Here is a 20,039-nt window from a genome sequence, read left to right on the forward strand (position 1 = left end):
GAAGGTTTCCCCCGCGACCGCGCCGACCAGCTGGCGGCCGTCGCCTCCGGCTTGACCTCGCTGACCGCCGGGGCCTCCCGCATCTTCGAGGGCGGGCCCGTCAACCAGACCGTGGTCGAGATGGACCGGGGATTCCTCTTCCTCATGTCCGTCTCCGACGGATCCTCCCTCGCGGTACTCGCGCACCCCGAGTGCGACATCGGCCTGGTGGGCTACGAGATGGCCCTCCTCGTGGACCGCGCCGGCAGCGTCCTCACCCCGGACCTGCGCGCGGAACTGCAGGGAAGTCTTCTCACCTGACTGCCGATCTCCCGGCCGGACCGTACTGCCGGCCGGGAGACCGGGGCCCCCGCCCCCGGAACCCAGTACGCCCACCAGGCCGTCATACCGTCCCCCCACCGGCCGCCCTGTCAGACGGCACGCTGACCACTGCTGTCCAGCCCGGAGGATCAATGACCCCGCCCCCCGCCTATCCCGACGCGTACGGAGATTCGTACTCGGAAGGCGATCAGCCGCTGGTGCGTCCGTACGCGATGACCGGCGGCCGTACCCGGCCCCGCTACCAGCTCGCCATCGAGGCGCTGGTCAGCACGACGGCCGATCCGATGCACCTGTCCAGCCTGCTCCCGGAGCACCAGCGGATCTGCGCCCTGTGCCGCGAGGTCAAGTCGGTCGCGGAGGTGTCGGCACTGCTTTCGATGCCGCTCGGTGTCGCGCGTATCCTCGTCGCCGACCTGGCCGAGGCCGGCATGGTGGCCATCCACCAGCCGGGCAATGGAGAGGCCGGCGGCACGCCGGACGTAACGCTGCTCGAAAGGGTGCTCAGTGGCCTTCGGAACATCTAGCGGTGGAGCGGCTCCTCGCTCCACCACCTCGGCGAAGATCGTGGTGGCGGGCGGCTTCGGCGTGGGCAAGACCACGTTCGTGGGCGCCGTCTCCGAGATCGACCCGCTGCGCACCGAAGCCGTCATGACCTCCGCGAGCGCGGGGATCGACGACTTGACCCACACCGGGGACAAGACGACCACCACGGTCGCGATGGACTTCGGCCGCATCACCCTGGACCAGGACCTGATCCTGTACCTCTTCGGTACGCCGGGCCAGGACCGCTTCTGGTTCATGTGGGACGACCTGGTCCGCGGCGCCATCGGCGCGATCGTGCTCGTGGACACGCGCCGCCTCGCCGACTGCTTCCCCGCCGTGGACTACTTCGAGAACAGCGGCCTGCCGTTCGTCGTCGCCCTCAACGGCTTCGAGGGGCACCAGCCGTACACGCCGGAGGAGGTCCGCGAGGCCCTGCAGATCGGCCCGAACGCGCCGATCATCACCACCGACGCCCGCCACCGCGCGGACGCCAAGAGCGCGCTCATCACGCTCGTGGAGCACGCCCTCATGGCGCGTCTCAAGTAACACGGCTTCAGCTGACGCGTGGAGGGGCGGGCTGTGTCTTGCGACACGGCCCGCCCCTCGCGTTCATAACGTTTCGACAGAGAATTGGCGGCAGTTCGCCACTGCGTGCGTTCGGTTGGTGCCGCTACGTTCACAACTCCCCCCATTTTTGCCGCAGGAAGGTCTTTATGTCCGGTTTATGTTAGCCATAAGGCTCTGGGAACCGCCGATTTCGACTGTTTGGAACACAGCCTTCACCGTGCTGGAATTCAACGAACTAGCTAGTAGCACCGCCGAGAGGTTGTTGGTCGAGTGAGGCGAAGCAACGAGAGCCCCGCGGTTGAACCCGCACGGGGCAACTTCACCCCGCCGCCGCGAGCGGCCGCGTCGCACGTCGACGTGCCCGTGGACCCACCCCCGAGCAGTGGAAGCACCAGCAGGTTCTCCCCCCGCAACTGGCGCGTGCCCACCCGTCTGAACGCCATTCTCCTCGTGCCCGTCCTCGTGGGACTGGTCATGGGCGGCTTCCAGGTGAAGGGCTCCATCGACACCTGGAACGAGGCCAAGGATGCCGAGAAGATAGCCAGGGTCGTCCAGGCCTCCTCGGAGTACAGCCAGGCGCTGCTCAACGAGCGTGACCTCACCGCCGAGCCGCTCCTGAAGGGCGACCGCAACAGCGAGGTGGTCTCCACGGCCCACGCGACGACCAACGCGGCCAAGGCGAAGTTCGACCAGGCCGTCAAGGACATGCCGGCCAACCAGGGCCTGGAGCGCCGTCTGGAGCTCTTCCGCCAGGACGAGCCGAAGCTGGAGCAGGTCCGCAAGACGGCCTACGCCGTTCCGGAGACGGCCAAGAAGAACCTCCCCACCCAGGCGGGTCCCATCCCGACCGAAGAGGGCTACGTACTCGTCCAGCACTACCTGATGCAGTTCGCCAACGAACTGGGTCTGGGCACCGGCAATGTGACCTCCTACGGCCGCATGGTCTACGCGATCCAGCTGGCCAAGGCGGCCAATTCCCTCCAGCGTTCCGTCGGCACGCACCTGCTGGTGCGCCCGAGTCCGGACGAGGAGGTCCGCAAGGCACAGCTGGTCGCCTTCTCCTCCTACGCCTACCTCGAAGAGATCGCCATCGGCGAGTACGTCGCCGCCGGCACCGAGGAGGACGTGAACCGCCTCAGGGAGGTCATGGAGAAGCAGGCCGGGGCCGGAGCCGAGAAGCTCGCCCTCGCCAAGCAGCAGGCGGAGCAGTCCGGCGTCGCTTTCAAGGCACCGCCCACGTCGGCCAACGAGACGCCGCTCGCCCTCATGACCCAGGCGATAGCCAGCGGCGAGAAGAACACCAAGCTGGCGCAGAGCGGCACCACGCCCTCGAACTGGCAGGCCGCCGCCACCGCGAAGTTCGACGGCTACGACCAGATCGAGAAGGAACTCCTCGACAAGGCCGTCAAGGACACCATCGCGATCTCCGACGACGCCCGCACCGACGCCATCACCAACGGTGCCATCGTGGTCCTAGCCCTGCTGGCCGCCTTCATCCTGGCCGCCATGATGGCCCGCCAGATGAGCCGCGCCATGTCGCACCTGCGCACCGCCGCCTTCGAGGTCGCCGAGCAGCGGCTGCCGATGCTCGTCGACCAGCTCTCGCGCACCGACCCCGGCAAGGTCGACACCCGGGTCGCGCCGATCCCGATCAACTCCCAGGACGAGATCGGCGAGGTCGCCCGCGCCTTCGACCAGGTCCACCGGGAAGCCGTACGGCTCGCTGCCGAGCAGGCGCTCCTGCGAGGGAACGTCAACGCGATCTTCACGAACCTCTCCATGCGCAACCAGTCGCTGATCGAGGGCCAGTTGACCCTCATCACCGACCTGGAGAACAACGAGGCGGACCCCGACCAGCTGGAGAACCTCTTCCGCCTGGACCACCTCGCCACCCGTATGCGCCGCAACGGCGAGAACCTCCTCATCCTCGCGGGTGAGGAGCCGGGCCGCCGCTGGGACCAGCCGGTGCCCCTGGTCGACGTCCTGCGCGCCGCCTCCTCCGAGGTGGAGCAGTACGAGCGCATCGAGCTCTCCGGCGTCTCCGACGCCGAAATCCACGGCCAGGCCGTGACCGACCTCGTGCACCTGCTCGCCGAGCTGCTGGAGAACGCCACCACCTTCTCCTCCCCGCAGACCAAGGTCCGCGTCAACGCGACCCGCCTGCCCGACGGCCGCGTGATGGTCGAGATCCACGACAAGGGCATCGGCCTCACCGCCGAGGACTTCGCGGACATCAACCACAAGCTGGCCAACCCGCCCACCGTGGACGCCGCGATCTCCCAGCGCATGGGTCTGTTCGTGGTCGGCCGGCTGGCGGACCGCCACAGCATCCGCGTCCAGCTGCGCCCCTCGGGCGAGGCCGCCGGAACGACCTCGCTGGTCATGCTTCCCGAGGCCATCACCCACGGTGGCGGTGGCGAGGGCATTCCGGACGACGACTTCACGGTCTCCTCGATCATTCCGCGGCAGCAGGCCCAGCAGGCCGCCCCGCTGCGGACGGCCGCCGAGCTCGGCTTCGACGACTCCCAGTACGACCAGCGGGGCCCCGACGGCAGCAAACTCGACCCGGTCGGCCGGTCCCTCGTACGCGAGGAGCGCCGGGCGGCGCTGGAGGCCCAGACGGGCTACGCGCAGGAGCAGCAGGGCTACCCGGAGCAGAGCTATCCGGAACCCCAGCCTGAGCACGGCTACCAGCCGTACCAGGGCTACGAGCAGCAGCCCGAGCAGGGCTACGAGGCTCCGGAGGCGATCCAGGAGCAGCAGGGCTACGAGGCCTACCCGCAGCAGGGCTACGCCTATCCGGAAGCCGGATATCAGGATCAGCAGCAGCCTGCTCCGGCCTACGAGGACGGCTACGAAGCCCAGTCCCCGGAAGTCGAGTGGCCCGGTCAGAACACCTATCCGGCTGCCTACCAGCAGGATTTCGGGACCGAATCGGAATCCCCTGCCGGTCCCGAACTGGGCCCGGAACGCGTAGGCTTCAACCGTCCGGGCGCCGCTGCCGACACCGGTCACGATATGACCGGAGCGGGCCTGCCGCGACGCGGCAGCCAGCAGCAGTGGCAGCCGGCGCAGCAGGAAGCGGAGTCCGCCGGATCTCTCTTCGAGCAGCGGCCGCAGCGTCAGCGGCAGGCCGCTGAACCGGAGCGTGCCCCGGAGGATACGGAAGGCACGGCGGCCTGGCGCTCACGCAACGACGAGCGCTGGCAGCAGGCCGGCAAACTCCGTGAGCCGAAGGCGGGCGGGGTCACCCCGTCCGGACTCCCTCGGCGGGTGCCCAAGGCCAACCTGGTCGAGGGCACGGCGGAGTCGACCCCGCAGGGCGGCCCTCAGGTCTCCCGCGCCCCGGAGGACGTCCGTGGCAGGTTGAGCAACCTGCGACGCGGTGTCCAGCAGGGACGCAGCGAGGGTTCTGAGCAGTCAAGTAACAGCTATGACCAGGAGCGTTAGTGTGAGCTCGATGAGCCAGGCGGCACAGAACCTGAACTGGTTGATCACCAACTTCGTGGACAACACCCCCGGGGTGTCCCACACGGTGGTGGTCTCCGCCGACGGACTCCTTCTGGCCATGTCCGAAGGTTTCCCCCGCGACCGCGCCGACCAGCTGGCGGCCGTCGCCTCCGGCTTGACCTCGCTGACCGCCGGGGCCTCCCGCATCTTCGAGGGCGGCGCCGTCAACCAGACCGTGGTCGAGATGGACCGGGGATTCCTCTTCCTCATGTCCGTCTCCGACGGATCCTCCCTCGCGGTACTCGCGCACCCCGAGTGCGACATCGGTCTCGTAGGGTACGAGATGGCCCTCCTCGTGGACCGCGCCGGCAGCGTCCTCACCCCGGACCTGCGCGCGGAACTGCAGGGGAGCCTTCTCAACTAACAGACAGGCAGTGCGTTTCGCGCCATCGCACCATAGGGTGCGGTGGCGCGGTTCCACAGGGAGTACTGCGTACTTGGAGTCGGAGGAGGAGACGTGACAACACCCGGAGGACATCCATATGGCGGCGCGCAGCAGCCGCAGGGTGGGCACGACCAGAACCGCTTCAACTTCCCCTCTGCTCCCAGTCGGCCCGTGCCGGAGCACAGCCCGTACCAGCAGCAGCCGTACCAGCAGCAGCCGTACGGCCAGCCCCAGCAGCCGCAGCAGCCGCAGATGCCCCAGCAGCAGCCTCCGCGTCCGGTGCGGGCGCAGCAGGCACCGAAAGCCCACAACCCGCTGGTGCGTCCGTACGCGATGACCGGCGGCCGTACCCGGCCGCGTTACCAGCTCGCCATCGAGGCGCTGGTCAGTACCACGGCCGATCCCGCCCGGCTGCAAGGGCAGTTGCCCGAGCACCAGCGCATCTGCCGTCTGTGCCAGGAGATCAAATCCGTCGCGGAGATCTCGGCACTTCTCTCCATTCCTCTTGGTGTCGCCCGCATCCTCGTCGCCGACTTGGCGGAGGCGGGCCTTGTCGCCATTCATCAGCCCGGCGGCGACGAGTCTGCCGGCGGTCAGCCAGATGTGACACTGCTCGAAAGGGTGCTCAGTGGACTTCGCAAGCTCTAACGGCGGAGCGGCTCCTCGCTCCACCACCTCCGCGAAGATCGTGGTGGCGGGCGGCTTCGGCGTGGGCAAGACCACGTTCGTCGGCGCGGTCTCCGAGATCAACCCGCTGCGCACCGAAGCCGTCATGACCAGCGCCTCCGCCGGAATCGACGATCTGACCCACACCGGGGACAAGACGACGACGACCGTCGCGATGGACTTCGGCCGCATCACCCTGGACCAGGACCTGATCCTGTACCTCTTCGGTACGCCGGGCCAGGACCGCTTCTGGTTCATGTGGGACGACCTGGTCCGCGGCGCCATCGGCGCCGTGGTGCTCGTGGACACGCGCCGCCTCGCCGACTGCTTCCCCGCCGTCGACTACTTCGAGAACAGCGGCCTGCCCTTCGTCATCGCCCTCAACGGCTTCGACGGGCACCAGCCGTACACCCCGGAGGAAGTCCGCGAGGCCCTGCAGATCGGCCCGGACGCCCCGATCATCACCACCGACGCCCGCCACCGCGCGGACGCCAAGAGCGCGCTCATCACGCTCGTCGAGCACGCCCTCATGGCGCGCCTGCGCTAGCGGATCCGGCCTCCGCGAGGCCCCCGTGTCCTGGGACGCGGGGGCCTTCGCCGTGTCCGGGCCGGCTCGCGCGGCAGGCGGCGTACGGGTGTCGGGCGCCGGGAGGCGCATGACGAAGGCCCCGCGCCCTGGACGGGTGCGGGGCCTTCGTCATGCGCGGGGAGTCAGCCCTGCCAGCTGTGCGGGGCGCGGAAGCCCGGGGTGCGCTCCAGTCGGCGCCAGCGGGCCTGGGAGCCCGTGCGGTGGGCCGGGGCGGCCTCGGGGGCGGCGGCGCGCGCGAGCAGGATCGCGGTGATCGCGGCCAGCTCCTCGGGCGCGGCGTTGCCCTTCTCGACGCGCAGCAGGGTGTCGGTGCGGCTCATGTGGTGGCAGGTCTCCTTCGCTCTACTGCGGCGGGTTGCCGTGCTTGCGGGACGGCAGGTCGGCGTGCTTGTTGCGGAGCATCGCGAGGGCGCTGATGAGGACCTCGCGGGTCTCCGTGGGGTCGATGACGTCGTCGACGAGGCCGCGCTCGGCCGCGTAGTACGGGTGCATCAGCTCGGACTTGTATTCCTTGACCATCCGGGCCCGCATGGCCTCGGGGTCCTCGGCGTCCGCGATCTGCTTGCGGAAGATGACGTTGGCGGCGCCCTCGGCGCCCATCACCGCGATCTCGTTGGTGGGCCAGGCGTAGGTGAGGTCCGCGCCGATGGACTGCGAGTCCATGACGATGTAGGCGCCGCCGTAGGCCTTGCGCAGGATCAGCGAGATCCGCGGGACGGTGGCGTTGCAGTACGCGTACAGCAGCTTGGCGCCGTGCCGGATGATGCCGCCGTGCTCCTGGTCGACGCCCGGCAGGAAGCCGGGTACGTCCAGGAGCGTGACGATCGGGATGTTGAAGGCGTCGCAGAGCTGGACGAAGCGCGCGGCCTTCTCGGAGGCATGGATGTCCAGGACACCGGCGAGGTGCCCGGGCTGGTTGGCGACGATGCCGACGACCTGGCCGTCCAGCCGGCCCAGGGCGCAGATGATGTTGCGGGCCCAGCGCTCGTGGATCTCCAGGAAGTCGCCTTCGTCGACGAGCTCCTCGATGACCTTGAGCATGTCGTACGGGCGGTTGCCGTCGGCGGGCACCAGGTCCAGCAGGACCTCGGAACGGCGGTCGGCCGGGTCGCTCGTCTCGTGGACGGGCGGGTTCTCGCGGTTGTTGGAGGGCAGCATCGAGATGAGGTAGCGGACCTCGGAGATGCAGGTCTCCTCGTCGTCGTAGGCGAAGTGCGCCACGCCCGACGTCTCGGCGTGCACGTCGGCGCCGCCCAGACCGTTCTGGGTGATCTCCTCGCCGGTGACCGCGCGGACCACGTCGGGCCCGGTGATGAACATCTGCGAGGTCTCGCGGACCATGAAGACGAAGTCCGTCAGCGCCGGGGAGTACGCGGCGCCGCCGGCGCAGGGGCCGAGCATGACCGAGATCTGCGGGATGACACCGGAGGCCTTGGTGTTGCGCTGGAAGATGCCGCCGTAGCCGGCGAGGGCGGAGACGCCCTCCTGGATACGGGCGCCGGCGCCGTCGTTCAGGGAGACCAGCGGGGCGCCGGCCGCGATGGCCATGTCCATGATCTTGTGGATCTTCGTCGCGTGGGCCTCGCCCAGTGCGCCGCCGAAGATGCGGAAGTCGTGCGCGTAGACGAAGACCGTGCGGCCCTCGACCGTGCCCCAGCCGGTGATGACACCGTCGGTGTAGGGCTTCTTGCCCTCCAGGCCGAAGCCGGTCGCCCGGTGCCGGCGCAGCTGCTCGACCTCCTTGAAGGAGCCCTCGTCGAGCAGCAACGCGATGCGCTCACGAGCGGTCAGCTTGCCCTTGGCGTGCTGGGTCTCGGTCGCCCGGTCACTGGGGCCGCGCCGCGCCTGCTCGCGCAGGGAGTGCAGCTCGGCCACGCGCCCGCGGGCGTCCGTCGGCTCGCTCGGAGTCTGGTCCACAACGGTCATGTACCGACCTTACGAAGCGCGAGGCCAAAAACCTCCGTTGGTTCCACACAGTCTCGGAAGTCTTCCGCTGTCCGGCCCGTACAGAAGTGTCAGGGGATGCAGGGACTCTGCCAGAGGGCGCCTTTGTCACTTGTTCACATCTTACAAAACGGCCCGACAGACCGTCTAGATGTTGAAATTTGAACGGAACAGGTCTAGCGTCGGTCTTGTTGAAGATTCAACGAATCATTTCCACCGAGGAGGAAACCATGGGTCTCTTCACCCGCCGCAGCCAGAACGCACCGGTCCAGGAAGGCGCCACCGCCGTCGCCACGCTGGACGTGGATCCCGCGCTCGCCGCGCTCACGGGCGACTACGTGATCGACGCCGCCCACAGCAGTATCGGCTTCACCGTCCGCCACGCCATGATCACCAACGTCCGCGGTGCCTTCACCGCCTTCGAGGGCACCCTGCACCTGGACGGCACCGACCCGGCGCGCTCCACCGCCGCCATCGACGTGAAGACCGCCTCGGTCGACACCGGCATCGCCGACCGCGACGGCCACCTGCGCGGCGGTGACTTCTTCGACGCCGAGGCCTTCCCGCTGATGACCTTCCGGTCCACCGAGGCCCGTCAGCTCGGCGGCGACCGGTACCGCGTCACCGGGGAGCTCACGATCAAGGACGTCACCCGTCCGCTCTCCATCGACCTGGAGTTCAACGGCTCCGCCACCGACGTCTACGGCAACGAGCGCGTCGGCTTCGAGGGCGCCGCCGAGATCCTGCGCTCCGAATGGGGGCTGACGTGGAACGCCGCCCTGGAGGCCGGCGGTGTGATGGTCAGCGACAAGGTGAAGCTGACCTTCGACATCTCCGCCGTCAGGCAGGCCTGAGCGACGCACCGGCGGAAGCCGGAGCCAGGGCGGCGAACCGGCGGAAAGGCGGAACGGGGCGGCGGCCGGATGGCCTCAGAAGCCGCCCCCGTCGAAGCCGCCACCGAAGTCGCCGCCACCGCCGAAGTCCCCGCCGCCGAAATCGGACGGGTTGAAGTCGGCGCCGGAGACGTCCCCGCCCTCGAAGCCGCTGCCCGCGCCCCCGCCGAAGTCCGAGGCGTAGGCGGGAGTGGACATCATGGAGCCGAGCATCGTGCCCATGAGCAGGCCGGGCAGGATGCCGCCGCCGAAGTAGCCGCCGGCCCAGGGGCCGTACGCCGGGCCGGCATCGTAGTACGGGCGCGGCCCCCACTCGGTGTCCACTTGGCGGACCGCCGGGTCCAGGCCCTCGCCCAGCCGTACGGCGTCGGCCGCGCAGACCGGTACCGTACGCGCCGCGCCGCCCGGTGGGGACCAGGTGGCGTCCTCGGTGCTCGGCCCGTGCCGGGGGTCGAAGAAGCAGGGCGCGCGGCGCACCGGCAGCGGCTTGCCCTGACGGCGCGCGTCGAGGCAGGCCAGGGCGTACCGGCCGTCCTCCAGCGTCTGGGTCACGCCCTTGACCTCTTCCGGGCGCTCGACCGAGGCCATCATCTGCTTGGCCTTGTCGTAGGCGTCGAGACCCCGCTCGTAGTCCTTGCGCATGGCGTCGTCCGCGCCGGGCTCGCCGGGGTGGAAGTCGAGGCGTTCGAGCTCTTCGCCGAAGGCCGTGATGTCCTCGTCGACGACCACGGCGAGACGCGCGACGGCCTCGCGCCGGGTCTCTTCCTTCTTCTTGCGGCTGTGGCGGACCAGCGCGTACGCCCCGCCGCCGCCGACCGCGGCCAGCACGCCGAGCGTGATCAGCCCGCCGACCGGGGCGCCGGGGTCGGTGGTGTCCCAGGAGGCGGGGGCGCCGCCCCGGGCCTGACTCAGGGCCTGGTCCACGAAGTTGTCGAGCTGGGTGGCCGCGTCCACCGGGCCGCCGGTCTTCACCGCGTCGGCGAGGTTGCGTACGGCGTCCGGCGGCATGACCGCCCGGTCGGCCCGGGCGTCGAAGCCGTCGCCGAGCCGGATCGCGTAGAGCCCGGTGATGCCGGTCTGGGCCCGGACGGCGCTCAGCACGTTCTCGGCGGGGAACTCGGCGGTGGCCGGCAGCACGGCGACGAACACGGGCTTCCCGGCGTCTTTGATCTTCTGCGCGAGTGCGTCCGCCTGATGCTGCGGCAGCTGGGACTCGGCACGCGGATCGACGTAGACGGGGCCCTCCTTGAAGGCCTCCGCCACGGCAGCCGGTCCGGTGGCGGCCGCCGCCTGCGGGGCCCCCACGAGGGCCGTCGCCGACAGTGCGAGCAGCAGACCGGACAGTATGGATATGAGCCTGGTCCTCATACTCACGACGCTACCCGAAACGCCGGTTTCCTGTGTGAACAGGACATAAAGTCGTGGCCGACGCCGACGGGCCGGGACCCGCGACCGACTCGGTCCGGCTATTCGGCCGGTTCCACACCCGCGTGGAGCAGTCCGTAGGTGTAGGCGTCCTCCAAAGCCTGCCAGGACGCCGCGATCACATTCGGGGCCACGCCCACCGTGGACCATTCGCGCACGCCGTCCGTCGTGGAGATCAACACGCGCGTCGTGGACTCGGTGCCGTGCTTGCCCTCCAGGATGCGGACCTTGTAGTCGACCAGCTCGAACTTGGCCAGCTGCGGGTAGAAGCGTTCCAGCGCCACCCGCAGGGCCCGGTCCAGCGCGTTGACCGGGCCGTTGCCCTCGGAGGTCGCGACGATCCGCTCGCCCTTGGCCCACAGCTTGACCGTGGCCTCGTTGGCGTGGGTGCCGTCCGGGCGGTCCTCGACGATCGCGCGCCAGGACTCCGTACGGAAGTACCGGCGGGCGCGGCCTTCGACCTCGGCGCGGAGCAGCAGTTCGAAGGAGGCGTCGGCGGCCTCGTACGTGTAGCCGGAGAGCTCCCGCTCCTTGACGCGCTCCACGACCCGGGAGACCAGCGCGCGGTCCTCGCCGAGTTCGACGCCGAGCTCCTTGCCCTTGAGCTCGATGGAGGCGCGGCCGGCCATGTCGGAGACCAGCATCCGCATGGTGTTGCCGACCCGCTCGGGATCGATGTGCTGGTACAGGTCCGGGTCGACCTTGATCGCCGAGGCGTGCAGTCCGGCCTTGTGCGCGAAGGCGGAGACACCCACGTACGGCTGGTGCGTCGAGGGCGTGAGGTTGACGACCTCGGCGATGGCGTGCGAGATGCGGGTCATCTCGGCGAGCGCCCCCTCGGGGAGCACCTGCCGGCCGTACTTGATCTCCAGGGCGGCGACGACGGGGAAGAGGTTGGCATTGCCGACGCGCTCGCCGTAGCCGTTCGCCGTGCACTGGACGTGCGTGGCGCCCGCGTCCACGGCCGCCAGCGTGTTGGCGACGGCGCAGCCGGTGTCGTCCTGGGCGTGGATGCCCAGGCGGGCTCCGGTGTCGGCGAGGACGGTCGCGACCGTGGCCGTCACCTGCGCGGGGAGCATGCCGCCGTTGGTGTCGCAGAGGATGACCACGTCGGCGCCGGCCTCGTGGGCGGTGCGGACGACGGACTTCGCGTACGCGGGATTCGCGCGGTAGCCGTCGAAGAAGTGCTCGCAGTCGACGAAGACGCGGCGTCCCTGGGCGACGAGGTGGGAGACGGTGTCACGGACCATCTCCAGGTTCTCTTCGAGCGTGGTGCGCAGCGCGAGCTCGACGTGACGGTCGTGGGACTTGGCGACCAGCGTGATCACCGGGGCGCCGGACTCCAGCAGGGCCCGCACCTGCGGGTCCTCGGCGGCCGAGCCGCCCGACCGCCGGGTCGCGCCGAAGGCGACCAGCTGGGCGTGCTTGAAGGCGATCTCGCTGCGGGCGCGGGCGAAGAACTCCGTGTCACGCGGGTTGGCGCCGGGCCAGCCGCCCTCGATGAAGCCGACTCCGAAGTCGTCCAGGTGGCGGGCGATCGTCAGCTTGTCGGCGACCGTGAGGTTGATGCCTTCGCGCTGGGCGCCGTCGCGCAGCGTGGTGTCGAAGACATGGAAGCTGTCGTCGAGGACCTCTGTCGTCGTCATGCTGATCTGACTCCTGTCGGATGGGTGGCTCCGGATGCCCGCCAGAGGGGCAGGCCGCCGTCACTGCCCCCATCATCGCGCGCCGTCCGGTCCCGGCAGGAGTGTGGCCGGGAAACGAAAAGACCTCTCGCGGGTGCGAGAGGTCTGCGCGCGGGTCGGGGGCACGGTGCCCGCTGCCGCGGAGTTCTTCCACGGTTCAGCGGTCAGTGCGGACCGGCGCGCTGCTGCCGATAATCATGGGCTGAGCAAGCATGCCCCGCAGTCTGCCATACCGGCCGCCGACCGTGGACACGTATCTCACCATGCGGGCACCTGTCCCTCGGCCGCCGGGGGTGTCTCCGGCGGGGAGAGCGTCTCCGTGAGGAACTCCCGGACGTGCTCCAGGATGGCCGCCCGGTCCAGCGCGGGCAGGCCCACGGCCAGCTGGATGCTGAATCCGTCCAGCAGGGCCCGGATCCGGGCGGCGACGCGGTCGGCGTCCACGGTCCGGAACTCGCCGCGCGAGATCCCCTCGGCGAGCAGCGCCACCAGATCGCGGTGCCAGGCGCCCTCGATGGCCGCCTGCCGGTCGCGTTCCTCGGGGCCGGCGTTCTGGGAGCGGTTCCAGACTTCCAGCCACAGCGTCCAGTGCGGGTCCCGGGCGCCCTCGGGCACGTACAGGTCGACGTACGCGCCGAGCCGTTCGCGTACCGGGCCGCGCCGCGAGAGCAGGGCGCGGCGCTGGTCGCCGAGCGCCGCCTCGCTCCACTCCAGGGTCTGCAGCAGGAGCTCGTCCTTGCTGCCGAAGTAGTAGAGGAGGTGGCCGCTGCTCATGCCGACCTGCCGGCCCAGGCCCGCCATGGTGAGCCCTTCGAGCCCGCGCTCGGCGATCGTGGCCATGGCGGCGACGAGTACGTCCTCGCGCGGTGGCGCGTTCTTCCGCGCCGCGCGTACGCCGCCCTCCGCCATGGTCCCCACTCCTCATCGGTCCGCCGTCGGCCCGGTCAGACCTTCGGCTGCTGCTGGGTGATGCAATGGACGCCGCCGCCCCCGGCGAAAATCGTACGTGCGTCGACGAGGGTCACGGTCCGCTCGGGGAACAGTCCGCGGAAGATCTCGGCGGCCTCCTCGTCACGCGGGTCGTCGAAGGAGCACAGCACCACACCGCCGTTGCACAGGTAGTGGTTGATGTAGGAGTAGTCCACCCACTCCCCGTCCTCCTCCAGCACGGTGGGCGCCGGAATCTCCACGACCTCCAGCCGCCGGCCCCGCGCGTCGGCGGACGCGCGCAGGATGGCGGCGATGGTCTTGCAGCGCTCGTGGTCCGGGTGGGCCGGGTCGGGCTGGGTGTGGACCATGACGACGCCGGGCCGGGCGAAGGCGGCGACGATGTCGACGTGGCCCTGGGTGCCGTAGGTGCCGTAGTCGCCGGCGAGGCCGTAGGGCAGCCAGATCGCCTTGGTGGTGCCGAGGTGCGCGTGGATCTCGGCCTCGACCTGCTGGCGGCCCCAGCCGGGGTTGCGGCCCTCGCCCAGCTGCACGGTGTCGGTGAGGAGCACGGTGCCCTCACCGTCGACGTGGATGGCGCCGCCCTCGTTGACCAGCGGCGTGCTGTAGGTGGCCGTGCCGACGAGGTCCGAGATGTGGCGGGCTATCTTCTCGTCGTGATCCCAGCGGGCCCACTCCTGGGCGCCCCAGCCGTTGAAGGTCCAGTCCACGGCCGCCAGCCCGCCGGCGCCGTCGGTGACGAAGGTCGGGCCGATGTCCCGCATCCAGGCGTCGTTGAGCTCCCGCTCGACCAGCTCCACCTCCTCACCGACGACGGCGCGGGCGCCCGCCGCGTCGCCGGGCGAGACCACGAGGGTCACGGGCTCGTACGCGCGGACCGCGCGGGCGACGGCGCCCCAGGCCGCGCGGGCCTCCGCGAGCTCCCGCTCGTCGGTGAAGGTCGGGTTGGGGCTGGGCCAGGCCATCCAGGTGCGCTCGTGGGGAGCCCACTCGGGGGGCATGGAGAATCCGTCGGCGGCGGGCTTGGTCATGGCAGACGTCCTTAAGGGCGGGGGCGGTGCTGGCTGGGAGACCGTGAGGGCTGGGAGTGCGTGCGGTCTCAGAGGAAGTACAGGCGGTTGAGGCTGACCGACTCGGCGGCTTCCGAGCGCAGCGGTTCCCCGTCGAGGGAGACGAGTCCGCTGCGCGCGTCCACGTCGACCGCGCCCAGCCGGGAGTTGAGGAGCAGGTCCTGCGGGCCGATCCCGCGGGTGCCGCGTACGGCGACGCGGCGGCGGCGGGTCGGCATCTCGTCGCCGCCCAGAGCAGCGGCCGCGGCGGAGACGAAGGCGACGGAGATGTCGGCCGCGGTGGCACCGTACGAGCCGAACTGCGGGCCCAGGACGAGCGGTTCACAGGTGTCGGTGGCGGCGTTGGGATCGCCGGTGACCCCGTACGCCGGGAAGCCGGACTTGAGGACGAGCTGCGGCTTGGCGCCGAAGAACTGCGGGCGCCACAGCACGATGTCGGCGAGCTTGCCGACCTCGATGGAGCCGATCTCGTGCGCCAGCCCGTGGGCGATCGCCGGATTGATCGTCAGCTTGGCCATGTAGCGCAGCACGCGCGCGTTGTCGTCGCCCTCGCCGTCGCCGGCCAGCGGACCCAGCTCGCCCTTCATCTTGGCGGCCATGGCGAAGGTGCGGCGGATGGTCTCGCCCGCACGGCCCATGCCCTGGGCGTCGGAGGAGGTGATGCCGATCGCGCCCAGGTCGTGCAGCACGTCTTCGGCGCCCATGGTGCCCGCGCGGATCCGGTCGCGGGCCATGGCGGCGTCGCCCGGCAGGTCCGGCTTGAGGTCGTGGACCGAGACGATCATGCCGTAGTGCTCGGCGACCGCGTCCCGGCCGAAGGGCAGGGTGGGGTTGGTGGAGGAGCCGATGACATTGGGCACGCCGGCCATCTTGAGCACGTTGGGGACGTGTCCGCCGCCGCAGCCCTCGATGTGGAAGGCGTGGATGGTGCGGCCGTCCAGGACCCGGAGGGTGTCCTCGACGGAGAGGCACTCGTTGAGGCCGTCGCTGTGCAGGGCTACCTGTACGTCGTACTCCTCGGCCACCCGCAGGGCCGTGTCCAGGGCGCGGCTGTGGGCGCCCATGTCCTCGTGGACCTTGAAGCCGGAGGCGCCGCCTTCGGCGAGGGCCTCCACCAGCGGGGCGGCGTCGGAGGAGGAGCCGCGGGCGAGGAAGCCGATGTTGACGGGCCAGGCGTCGAAGGCGTTGAAGGCGTGCTTCAGCGCCCACGGCGAGTTGACGCCGACGCCCCAGACGGGGCCGAACTCCTGGCCGATGACCGTGGTGACGCCCGCGGCGAGGGAGGCCTCCATGATCCGCGGGGACAGCAGGTGGACGTGGGTGTCCACGGCGCCGGCGGTGGCGATCAGCCCCTCGCCGGACACGATGCTGGTGCCGGTGCCCACGACGACGTCGACGCCGTCGAGGGTGTCGGGGTTGCCGGCCCTGCCGATCGCGTGGATCCGCCCCTCGCGGATTCCGATGGAGACCTTCCGGATGCCGAGGACGGCGTCGATGACCAGCACGTTGCTGATGACGACGTCGCAGGTCTCGCGGACGGCGGCGGCCTTCAGGTGCAGGCCGTCGCGGGCGGTCTTGCCGAAGCCGGCCAGGAACTCGTCGCCGGGCTTCTGCGCGTCGGACTCGACGCGGACGGTGAGCCCGGAGTCGCCGAGCCGGACCCGGTCCCCGGCGCGGGGGCCGAAGACGGAGGCGTACTCGTGCGGGTCGATGTGCCGGCTGCCCGGCGCGCAGTGGTCGCTGTGCGGGGTCTGGCGGCTCATGCCGTGGTTCCTCCGGGACGGTCGGTGGGCTGTGCCTCGGCGGCGGGGTCCGCGGACGCCGGGGCTGCCGGGGCCGGGGCCGGGGCTGCGGGGGCCGGGGCCGCCGGGGCTGCGGGGGCCGGGGCCGCCGGGGCTGCCGGGGCCGGGCCTGCGGACGCCGGGGCTGCCGGGCCCTCCGGGGCCGGGTCGGCCGAGGTGCCGAGGTAGCCGCACGCGGCCGCGCGGCGCAGGGCCTCGTCCTTGGCTCCGGGCGCATCCAGCGGGCCGTCGACCAGCCCCGCGAAGCCGATCGCGATGCGGCCGCCGCCGATCGGGACCAGCCCGACCTCGCCCTCGCCGTGCGGGTCGAACCGTACGGAGGAGCCCGCCGGCACGCACAGCCGCATCCCGTAGGCCGCGGCACGGTCGAAGTCCAGGCGCGGGTTGGCCTCGAAGAAGTGGAAGTGCGAGGTCACGCTCACGGGCACGGCGGCGGTGTTGCGCACGTGCAGGTGGAGGACCGGTTCCGGCTGCGGGACACCGGGGCCGGGCACGACCGCACCGGGGGCGTCGTCGCCGAGCGACGCGGCGCCCCGGATGGGGGACGAGACCACCGCGAGGCGGGATCCGTCGTCGAAGACGGCCTCCACGTGCACCTCGGTGACCACGTCGGCGACACCGGGCAGGACGTCGCCGGGGCCCAGTACGCTCCGGGCCTCCTCGATGGCCTCCGCCAGTCGCCGGCCGTCGCGCGCGGCCTCGCAGACCGTGTCCGCGATGAGCGCAGTGGCCTCCGGGACATTGAGTTTCAGGCCACGGGCCCGCCGGGCCCGGGCCAGTTCCGCGGCGCCGCGCAGCAACAGCCGGTCGCGCTCCGTAGGGGTCAGCCGCACGCCGATCCACCACCTTTTGCGTCAATGGGTTAGAGCATCACTCTAACTCCTCATTTCGTTGCGGGGAATCATTGACCGGAGACACGGGCTTAGGTCACATTGAATGTCGCTCAAAGAGCTACGCCACCCACGCCGCCCTGCCAAGGGAGTCACCTATGCCCATCGAACAGCGCGGAGTCGACACCATCCCGGAAGAGGAGCGGACGAGCGGTCCCCGTGACCTGATCTCGATCCTCCTCGGCTCCAACCTCTGTCTCGGCGTCATCGTCTTCGGCTGGCTGCCACCGTCCTTCGGGCTGGGTCTGTGGCCGTCCGTCACCGCCATCGTGGCCGGGACCCTCGCCGGTATCGCCTTCACCGCGCCGCTCGCACTGGTTTCGCTGCGTACCGCGACCAACCTCTCCACCTCCAGCGGCGCCCAGTTCGGCGTCCGCGGCCGCCTCGTCGGCTCGGTGGTCGGCCTGCTGCTCTCCCTCGGCTACACCGCGCTGACCCTGTGGATCGGCGGTGACGTGATGGTCGCCACCCTGTCCCGGCTCACAGGGCTGCCGGACACGGGTGTGTCGCGGGCCGCGATGTACGGCCTGCTGGCCGCCGCCACCGTCGTCGCCGCCGTCTTCGGCTACCGGCTCCTGCTGCGCATGAGCAAGGTCCTCTCCGTGGGCATGGTGGTCCTGCTGGCCGTCGGCGTCCTCGCCTACTCCGGGGACTTCACCACCGCCGCCCCGCCGGACACCGCGTACCTGCTCGGCTCCTTCTGGCCGACCTGGCTGCTCGCCGCCGTCGCCGCGGGCCTCAGCGGCCCCGTCGCCTTCATCACGCTGCTCGGCGACTACACCCGCTACGTCTCTCCCCGCCGGCACAGCTCCCGCAAGGTGCTCGTGGCCACCGGGGCCGGCCTGCTCCTGGGGCTGCTGATCCCGCAGCTGTTCGGCACCTACACCGCACTCGCCGCCCGGGCCGGCGCCGACTACGCCGGCCCCCTGGTCGAGGCGGCTCCGTTCTGGTACCTGGTGCCGCTGCTCGCCGCCGCGGCGGCCGGCTCGGTGGGCAACGCGGGGCTGATGCTCTACTCCATGGGGCTGGACCTCGACGCGATCGTCCCGAAGGCGACGCGCACCAGCGCCACCGTGATCGCCGCGGCCGTCGCCACCGCCTTCGTCTTCTTCGGCTCCTTCTCGTGGGACGTGCAGTCCGCGATGACCTCCTTCGTCCTGCTGCTGACCGCGATCGGCACCCCGTGGGCCGTGATCACGCTCATCGGCTACGTACGCTGCCGCGGACAGTACGACGCCGAGGCCCTGCAGGTCTTCAACCGCCGCTCGGTGGGCGGGATCTACTGGTACCGCCGCGGCTGGAACCCGGCCGCCACCCTGTCCTGGGTGATCGGCGCCGGGGTCGGCCTGTCGGCCGTCTCCACGCCCTTCTACTCCGGCCCGCTGCTCGCCCTCACCGGGGGCGTGGACTGCTCCTTCGTCCTGTCCGGCCTGGCCGGCGGGCTGCTCTACGCGGCGCTCACCGCCCGCGCCGCCCCGTCCCCCACCCCCTCCCCGGTGGCCGCCGCCGAGGAACCCGCGGCCGCGTAGGGCGCCGCGCACCCCCCGTACGTACGAAGGCCCGCGCCGCCCGGATTCCGGGGCGCGGGCCTTCGTACGTACGGGAGACATTCCCCAGGGCAGGGGATCAGGCGAGGCGGTGCATCCAGCCGTGGGTGTCGGTGGTGCGGCCGGTCTGGAGGTCGAGCAGCGCCTTGCGGAGCTTCATGGTGACCTTGCCCGGGTCGCCGTCGCCCTGGATCCACTGGGCGCGCTCGGACTTGACGGAGCCGACGGGGGTGATGACCGCGGCGGTGCCGCAGGCGAAGACCTCGGTCAGGGTGCCGTTCTCGTTGTCGCGCTTCCAGTCCTCGGTGCTGATCCGGCCCTCCTCGGCGGTGTAGCCGAGGTCGCGGGCGATGGTGAGGAGGGAGTCGCGGGTGATGCCCGGAAGGAGCGAGCCGGTGAGTTCCGGCGTGACGATGCGCGCGCTCCCGTCCTCCTGCCCGTACACGAAGTACAGGTTCATGCCGCCCATTTCCTCGATCCAGCGGTGCTCGACGGCGTCCAGCCAGACGACCTGGTCGCAGCCGTGCTCGGCGGCCTGGGCCTGGGCGACGAGGGAGGCGGCGTAGTTGCCGCCCGTCTTGGCCGCGCCGGTGCCGCCCTTGACCGCGCGGACGTAGTCCTCGGAGAGCCAGACGGAGACGGGCTTGACCCCGCCGGGGAAGTAGGCGCCCGCGGGCGAGGCGATGACGATGAAGAGGAACTCGTTGGCCGGGCGGACGCCGAGGCCGACCTCGGAGGCGAACATGAACGGCCGCAGGTACAGGGAGGCTTCGCCGGAGTCCGGGACCCACGCGCGGTCCTGCTTGATGAGCGCGTCGCAGGCGGCGAGGAACAGGTCGGCGGGCAGCTCCGGCATGGCCATGCGGCGGGCGGAGGACTGGAAGCGCGCGGCGTTGGCCTCGGGGCGGAAGGTGGCGACGGTGCCGTCGGGCTGCTTGTAGGCCTTGAGTCCCTCGAAGATCGTCTGCGCGTAGTGCAGGGTCATGTTCGCGGGGTCCATCGACAGGGGCGCGTACGGGACCAGCTCGGCGTCGTGCCAGCCGCGGCCCTCCGTCCACTTGATCGTCACCATGTGGTCGGTGAAGTGGCGGCCGAAGCCGGGGCTGGCCAGGATCGCCTCGCGCTCCGCGTCGGACAGCGGGTTCGAGGAGGGCTTGAGCTCGATCGTGGGCATCGTCATGAGTGCTTGTCCTTCACCGGTTGTGTATGGCGGACCGCGCTCACGGCGTACTAGGACGTCCGAGCTTCCCCGTA

General features: G+C 70.7%; 18 protein-coding genes. 9 read left to right on the forward strand and 9 right to left on the reverse strand.

Translation table 11 applies throughout. The features are described 5' to 3' along the window. The 7 genes from ACWDX7_RS22685 to ACWDX7_RS22715 form a co-directional block, all read left to right on the forward strand. Window positions 1-300 (forward strand): roadblock/LC7 domain-containing protein (locus tag ACWDX7_RS22685; protein ID WP_451751460.1); only part of this gene is annotated, 300 nt, incomplete at its 5' end. 152 nt (window positions 301-452) lie between these two features. After that, on the forward strand, window positions 453-845 hold the full coding sequence (locus tag ACWDX7_RS22690) for a DUF742 domain-containing protein (protein ID WP_451489950.1): 393 nt from the start codon (window positions 453-455) through the stop codon (window positions 843-845). Then, window positions 826-1,410, forward strand: a complete 585-nt coding sequence (locus ACWDX7_RS22695; protein WP_451489951.1) for a GTP-binding protein — start codon at window positions 826-828, stop codon at window positions 1,408-1,410. Before ACWDX7_RS22690 ends, ACWDX7_RS22695 begins: the two co-directional genes overlap by 20 nt. Before the next feature lie 291 nt (window positions 1,411-1,701). Continuing rightward, the gene (locus ACWDX7_RS22700) at window positions 1,702-4,881 is read left to right on the forward strand and encodes a nitrate- and nitrite sensing domain-containing protein (RefSeq protein WP_451489952.1); all 3,180 of its coding nucleotides are present in this window, start codon (window positions 1,702-1,704) and stop codon (window positions 4,879-4,881) included. Window positions 4,882-4,891: 10 nt separating this feature from the next. Beyond that, window positions 4,892-5,305, forward strand: coding sequence for a roadblock/LC7 domain-containing protein (locus tag ACWDX7_RS22705; protein ID WP_319722215.1), 414 nt, complete (start codon window positions 4,892-4,894; stop codon window positions 5,303-5,305). A gap of 93 nt (window positions 5,306-5,398) precedes the next feature. Beyond that, complete coding sequence (locus tag ACWDX7_RS22710) at window positions 5,399-5,974, forward strand: DUF742 domain-containing protein (protein ID WP_451489953.1); 576 nt, start codon at window positions 5,399-5,401, stop codon at window positions 5,972-5,974. Further along, window positions 5,955-6,539: a GTP-binding protein gene (locus tag ACWDX7_RS22715; RefSeq protein ID WP_007266770.1), complete on the forward strand. Its 585-nt coding sequence runs from the start codon at window positions 5,955-5,957 to the stop codon at window positions 6,537-6,539. The genes ACWDX7_RS22710 and ACWDX7_RS22715 overlap by 20 nt, the downstream gene beginning before the upstream one ends. Before the next feature lie 164 nt (window positions 6,540-6,703). On the opposite strand, the gene ACWDX7_RS22720 is transcribed toward ACWDX7_RS22715, so the two are convergent. Next, window positions 6,704-6,901, reverse strand: coding sequence for an acyl-CoA carboxylase subunit epsilon (locus ACWDX7_RS22720; RefSeq protein WP_451489954.1), 198 nt, complete (start codon window positions 6,899-6,901; stop codon window positions 6,704-6,706). 22 nt (window positions 6,902-6,923) lie between these two features. Continuing rightward, a complete protein-coding gene (locus ACWDX7_RS22725) occupies window positions 6,924-8,507 on the reverse strand; it encodes an acyl-CoA carboxylase subunit beta (protein WP_451489955.1) in 1,584 nt (527 codons plus the stop codon). A 248-nt stretch (window positions 8,508-8,755) separates the two neighbouring features. On the opposite strand from ACWDX7_RS22725, the gene ACWDX7_RS22730 reads away from it, so the two are divergent. Beyond that, window positions 8,756-9,379, forward strand: a complete 624-nt coding sequence (locus ACWDX7_RS22730; protein ID WP_451489956.1) for a YceI family protein — start codon at window positions 8,756-8,758, stop codon at window positions 9,377-9,379. 75 nt (window positions 9,380-9,454) lie between these two features. On the opposite strand, the gene ACWDX7_RS22735 is transcribed toward ACWDX7_RS22730, so the two are convergent. From ACWDX7_RS22735 to ureA, 6 genes are all read right to left on the reverse strand, one after another. Then, window positions 9,455-10,786, reverse strand: a complete 1,332-nt coding sequence (locus ACWDX7_RS22735; RefSeq protein WP_451489957.1) for a hypothetical protein — start codon at window positions 10,784-10,786, stop codon at window positions 9,455-9,457. A 98-nt stretch (window positions 10,787-10,884) separates the two neighbouring features. Next, window positions 10,885-12,489 carry a citramalate synthase gene (gene cimA / locus ACWDX7_RS22740; RefSeq protein WP_451489958.1) on the reverse strand — a complete coding sequence of 535 codons (1,605 nt, stop codon included), beginning with the start codon at window positions 12,487-12,489 and terminating at the stop codon, window positions 10,885-10,887. A 297-nt stretch (window positions 12,490-12,786) separates the two neighbouring features. Then, entirely contained in the window at window positions 12,787-13,437 is a 651-nt protein-coding gene (locus ACWDX7_RS22745) for a TetR/AcrR family transcriptional regulator (RefSeq protein ID WP_451489959.1), read from the reverse strand. A 35-nt stretch (window positions 13,438-13,472) separates the two neighbouring features. Further along, window positions 13,473-14,507 carry an agmatine deiminase family protein gene (locus tag ACWDX7_RS22750; RefSeq protein WP_451489960.1) on the reverse strand — a complete coding sequence of 345 codons (1,035 nt, stop codon included), beginning with the start codon at window positions 14,505-14,507 and terminating at the stop codon, window positions 13,473-13,475. 68 nt (window positions 14,508-14,575) lie between these two features. Beyond that, the gene (locus ACWDX7_RS22755; RefSeq protein WP_451489961.1) at window positions 14,576-16,309 is read right to left on the reverse strand and encodes an urease subunit alpha; all 1,734 of its coding nucleotides are present in this window, start codon (window positions 16,307-16,309) and stop codon (window positions 14,576-14,578) included. Further along, entirely contained in the window at window positions 16,306-17,181 is an 876-nt protein-coding gene (gene ureA, locus ACWDX7_RS22760) for an urease subunit gamma (protein ID WP_451489962.1), read from the reverse strand. Before ureA ends, ACWDX7_RS22755 begins: the two co-directional genes overlap by 4 nt. A 155-nt stretch (window positions 17,182-17,336) precedes the next feature. Here ureA and ACWDX7_RS22765 point away from each other — a divergent pair, with 155 nt between their 5' ends. Beyond that, window positions 17,337-18,767, forward strand: coding sequence for a cytosine permease (locus tag ACWDX7_RS22765; RefSeq protein ID WP_451489963.1), 1,431 nt, complete (start codon window positions 17,337-17,339; stop codon window positions 18,765-18,767). A gap of 97 nt (window positions 18,768-18,864) precedes the next feature. Here ACWDX7_RS22765 and ACWDX7_RS22770 read toward each other — a convergent pair whose 3' ends face one another. Further along, a complete protein-coding gene (locus tag ACWDX7_RS22770) occupies window positions 18,865-19,965 on the reverse strand; it encodes a branched-chain amino acid aminotransferase (protein WP_451489964.1) in 1,101 nt (366 codons plus the stop codon). Window positions 19,966-20,039: the final 74 nt, after the last annotated feature.

The organism is Streptomyces sp. NPDC003034, assembly GCF_053591375.1.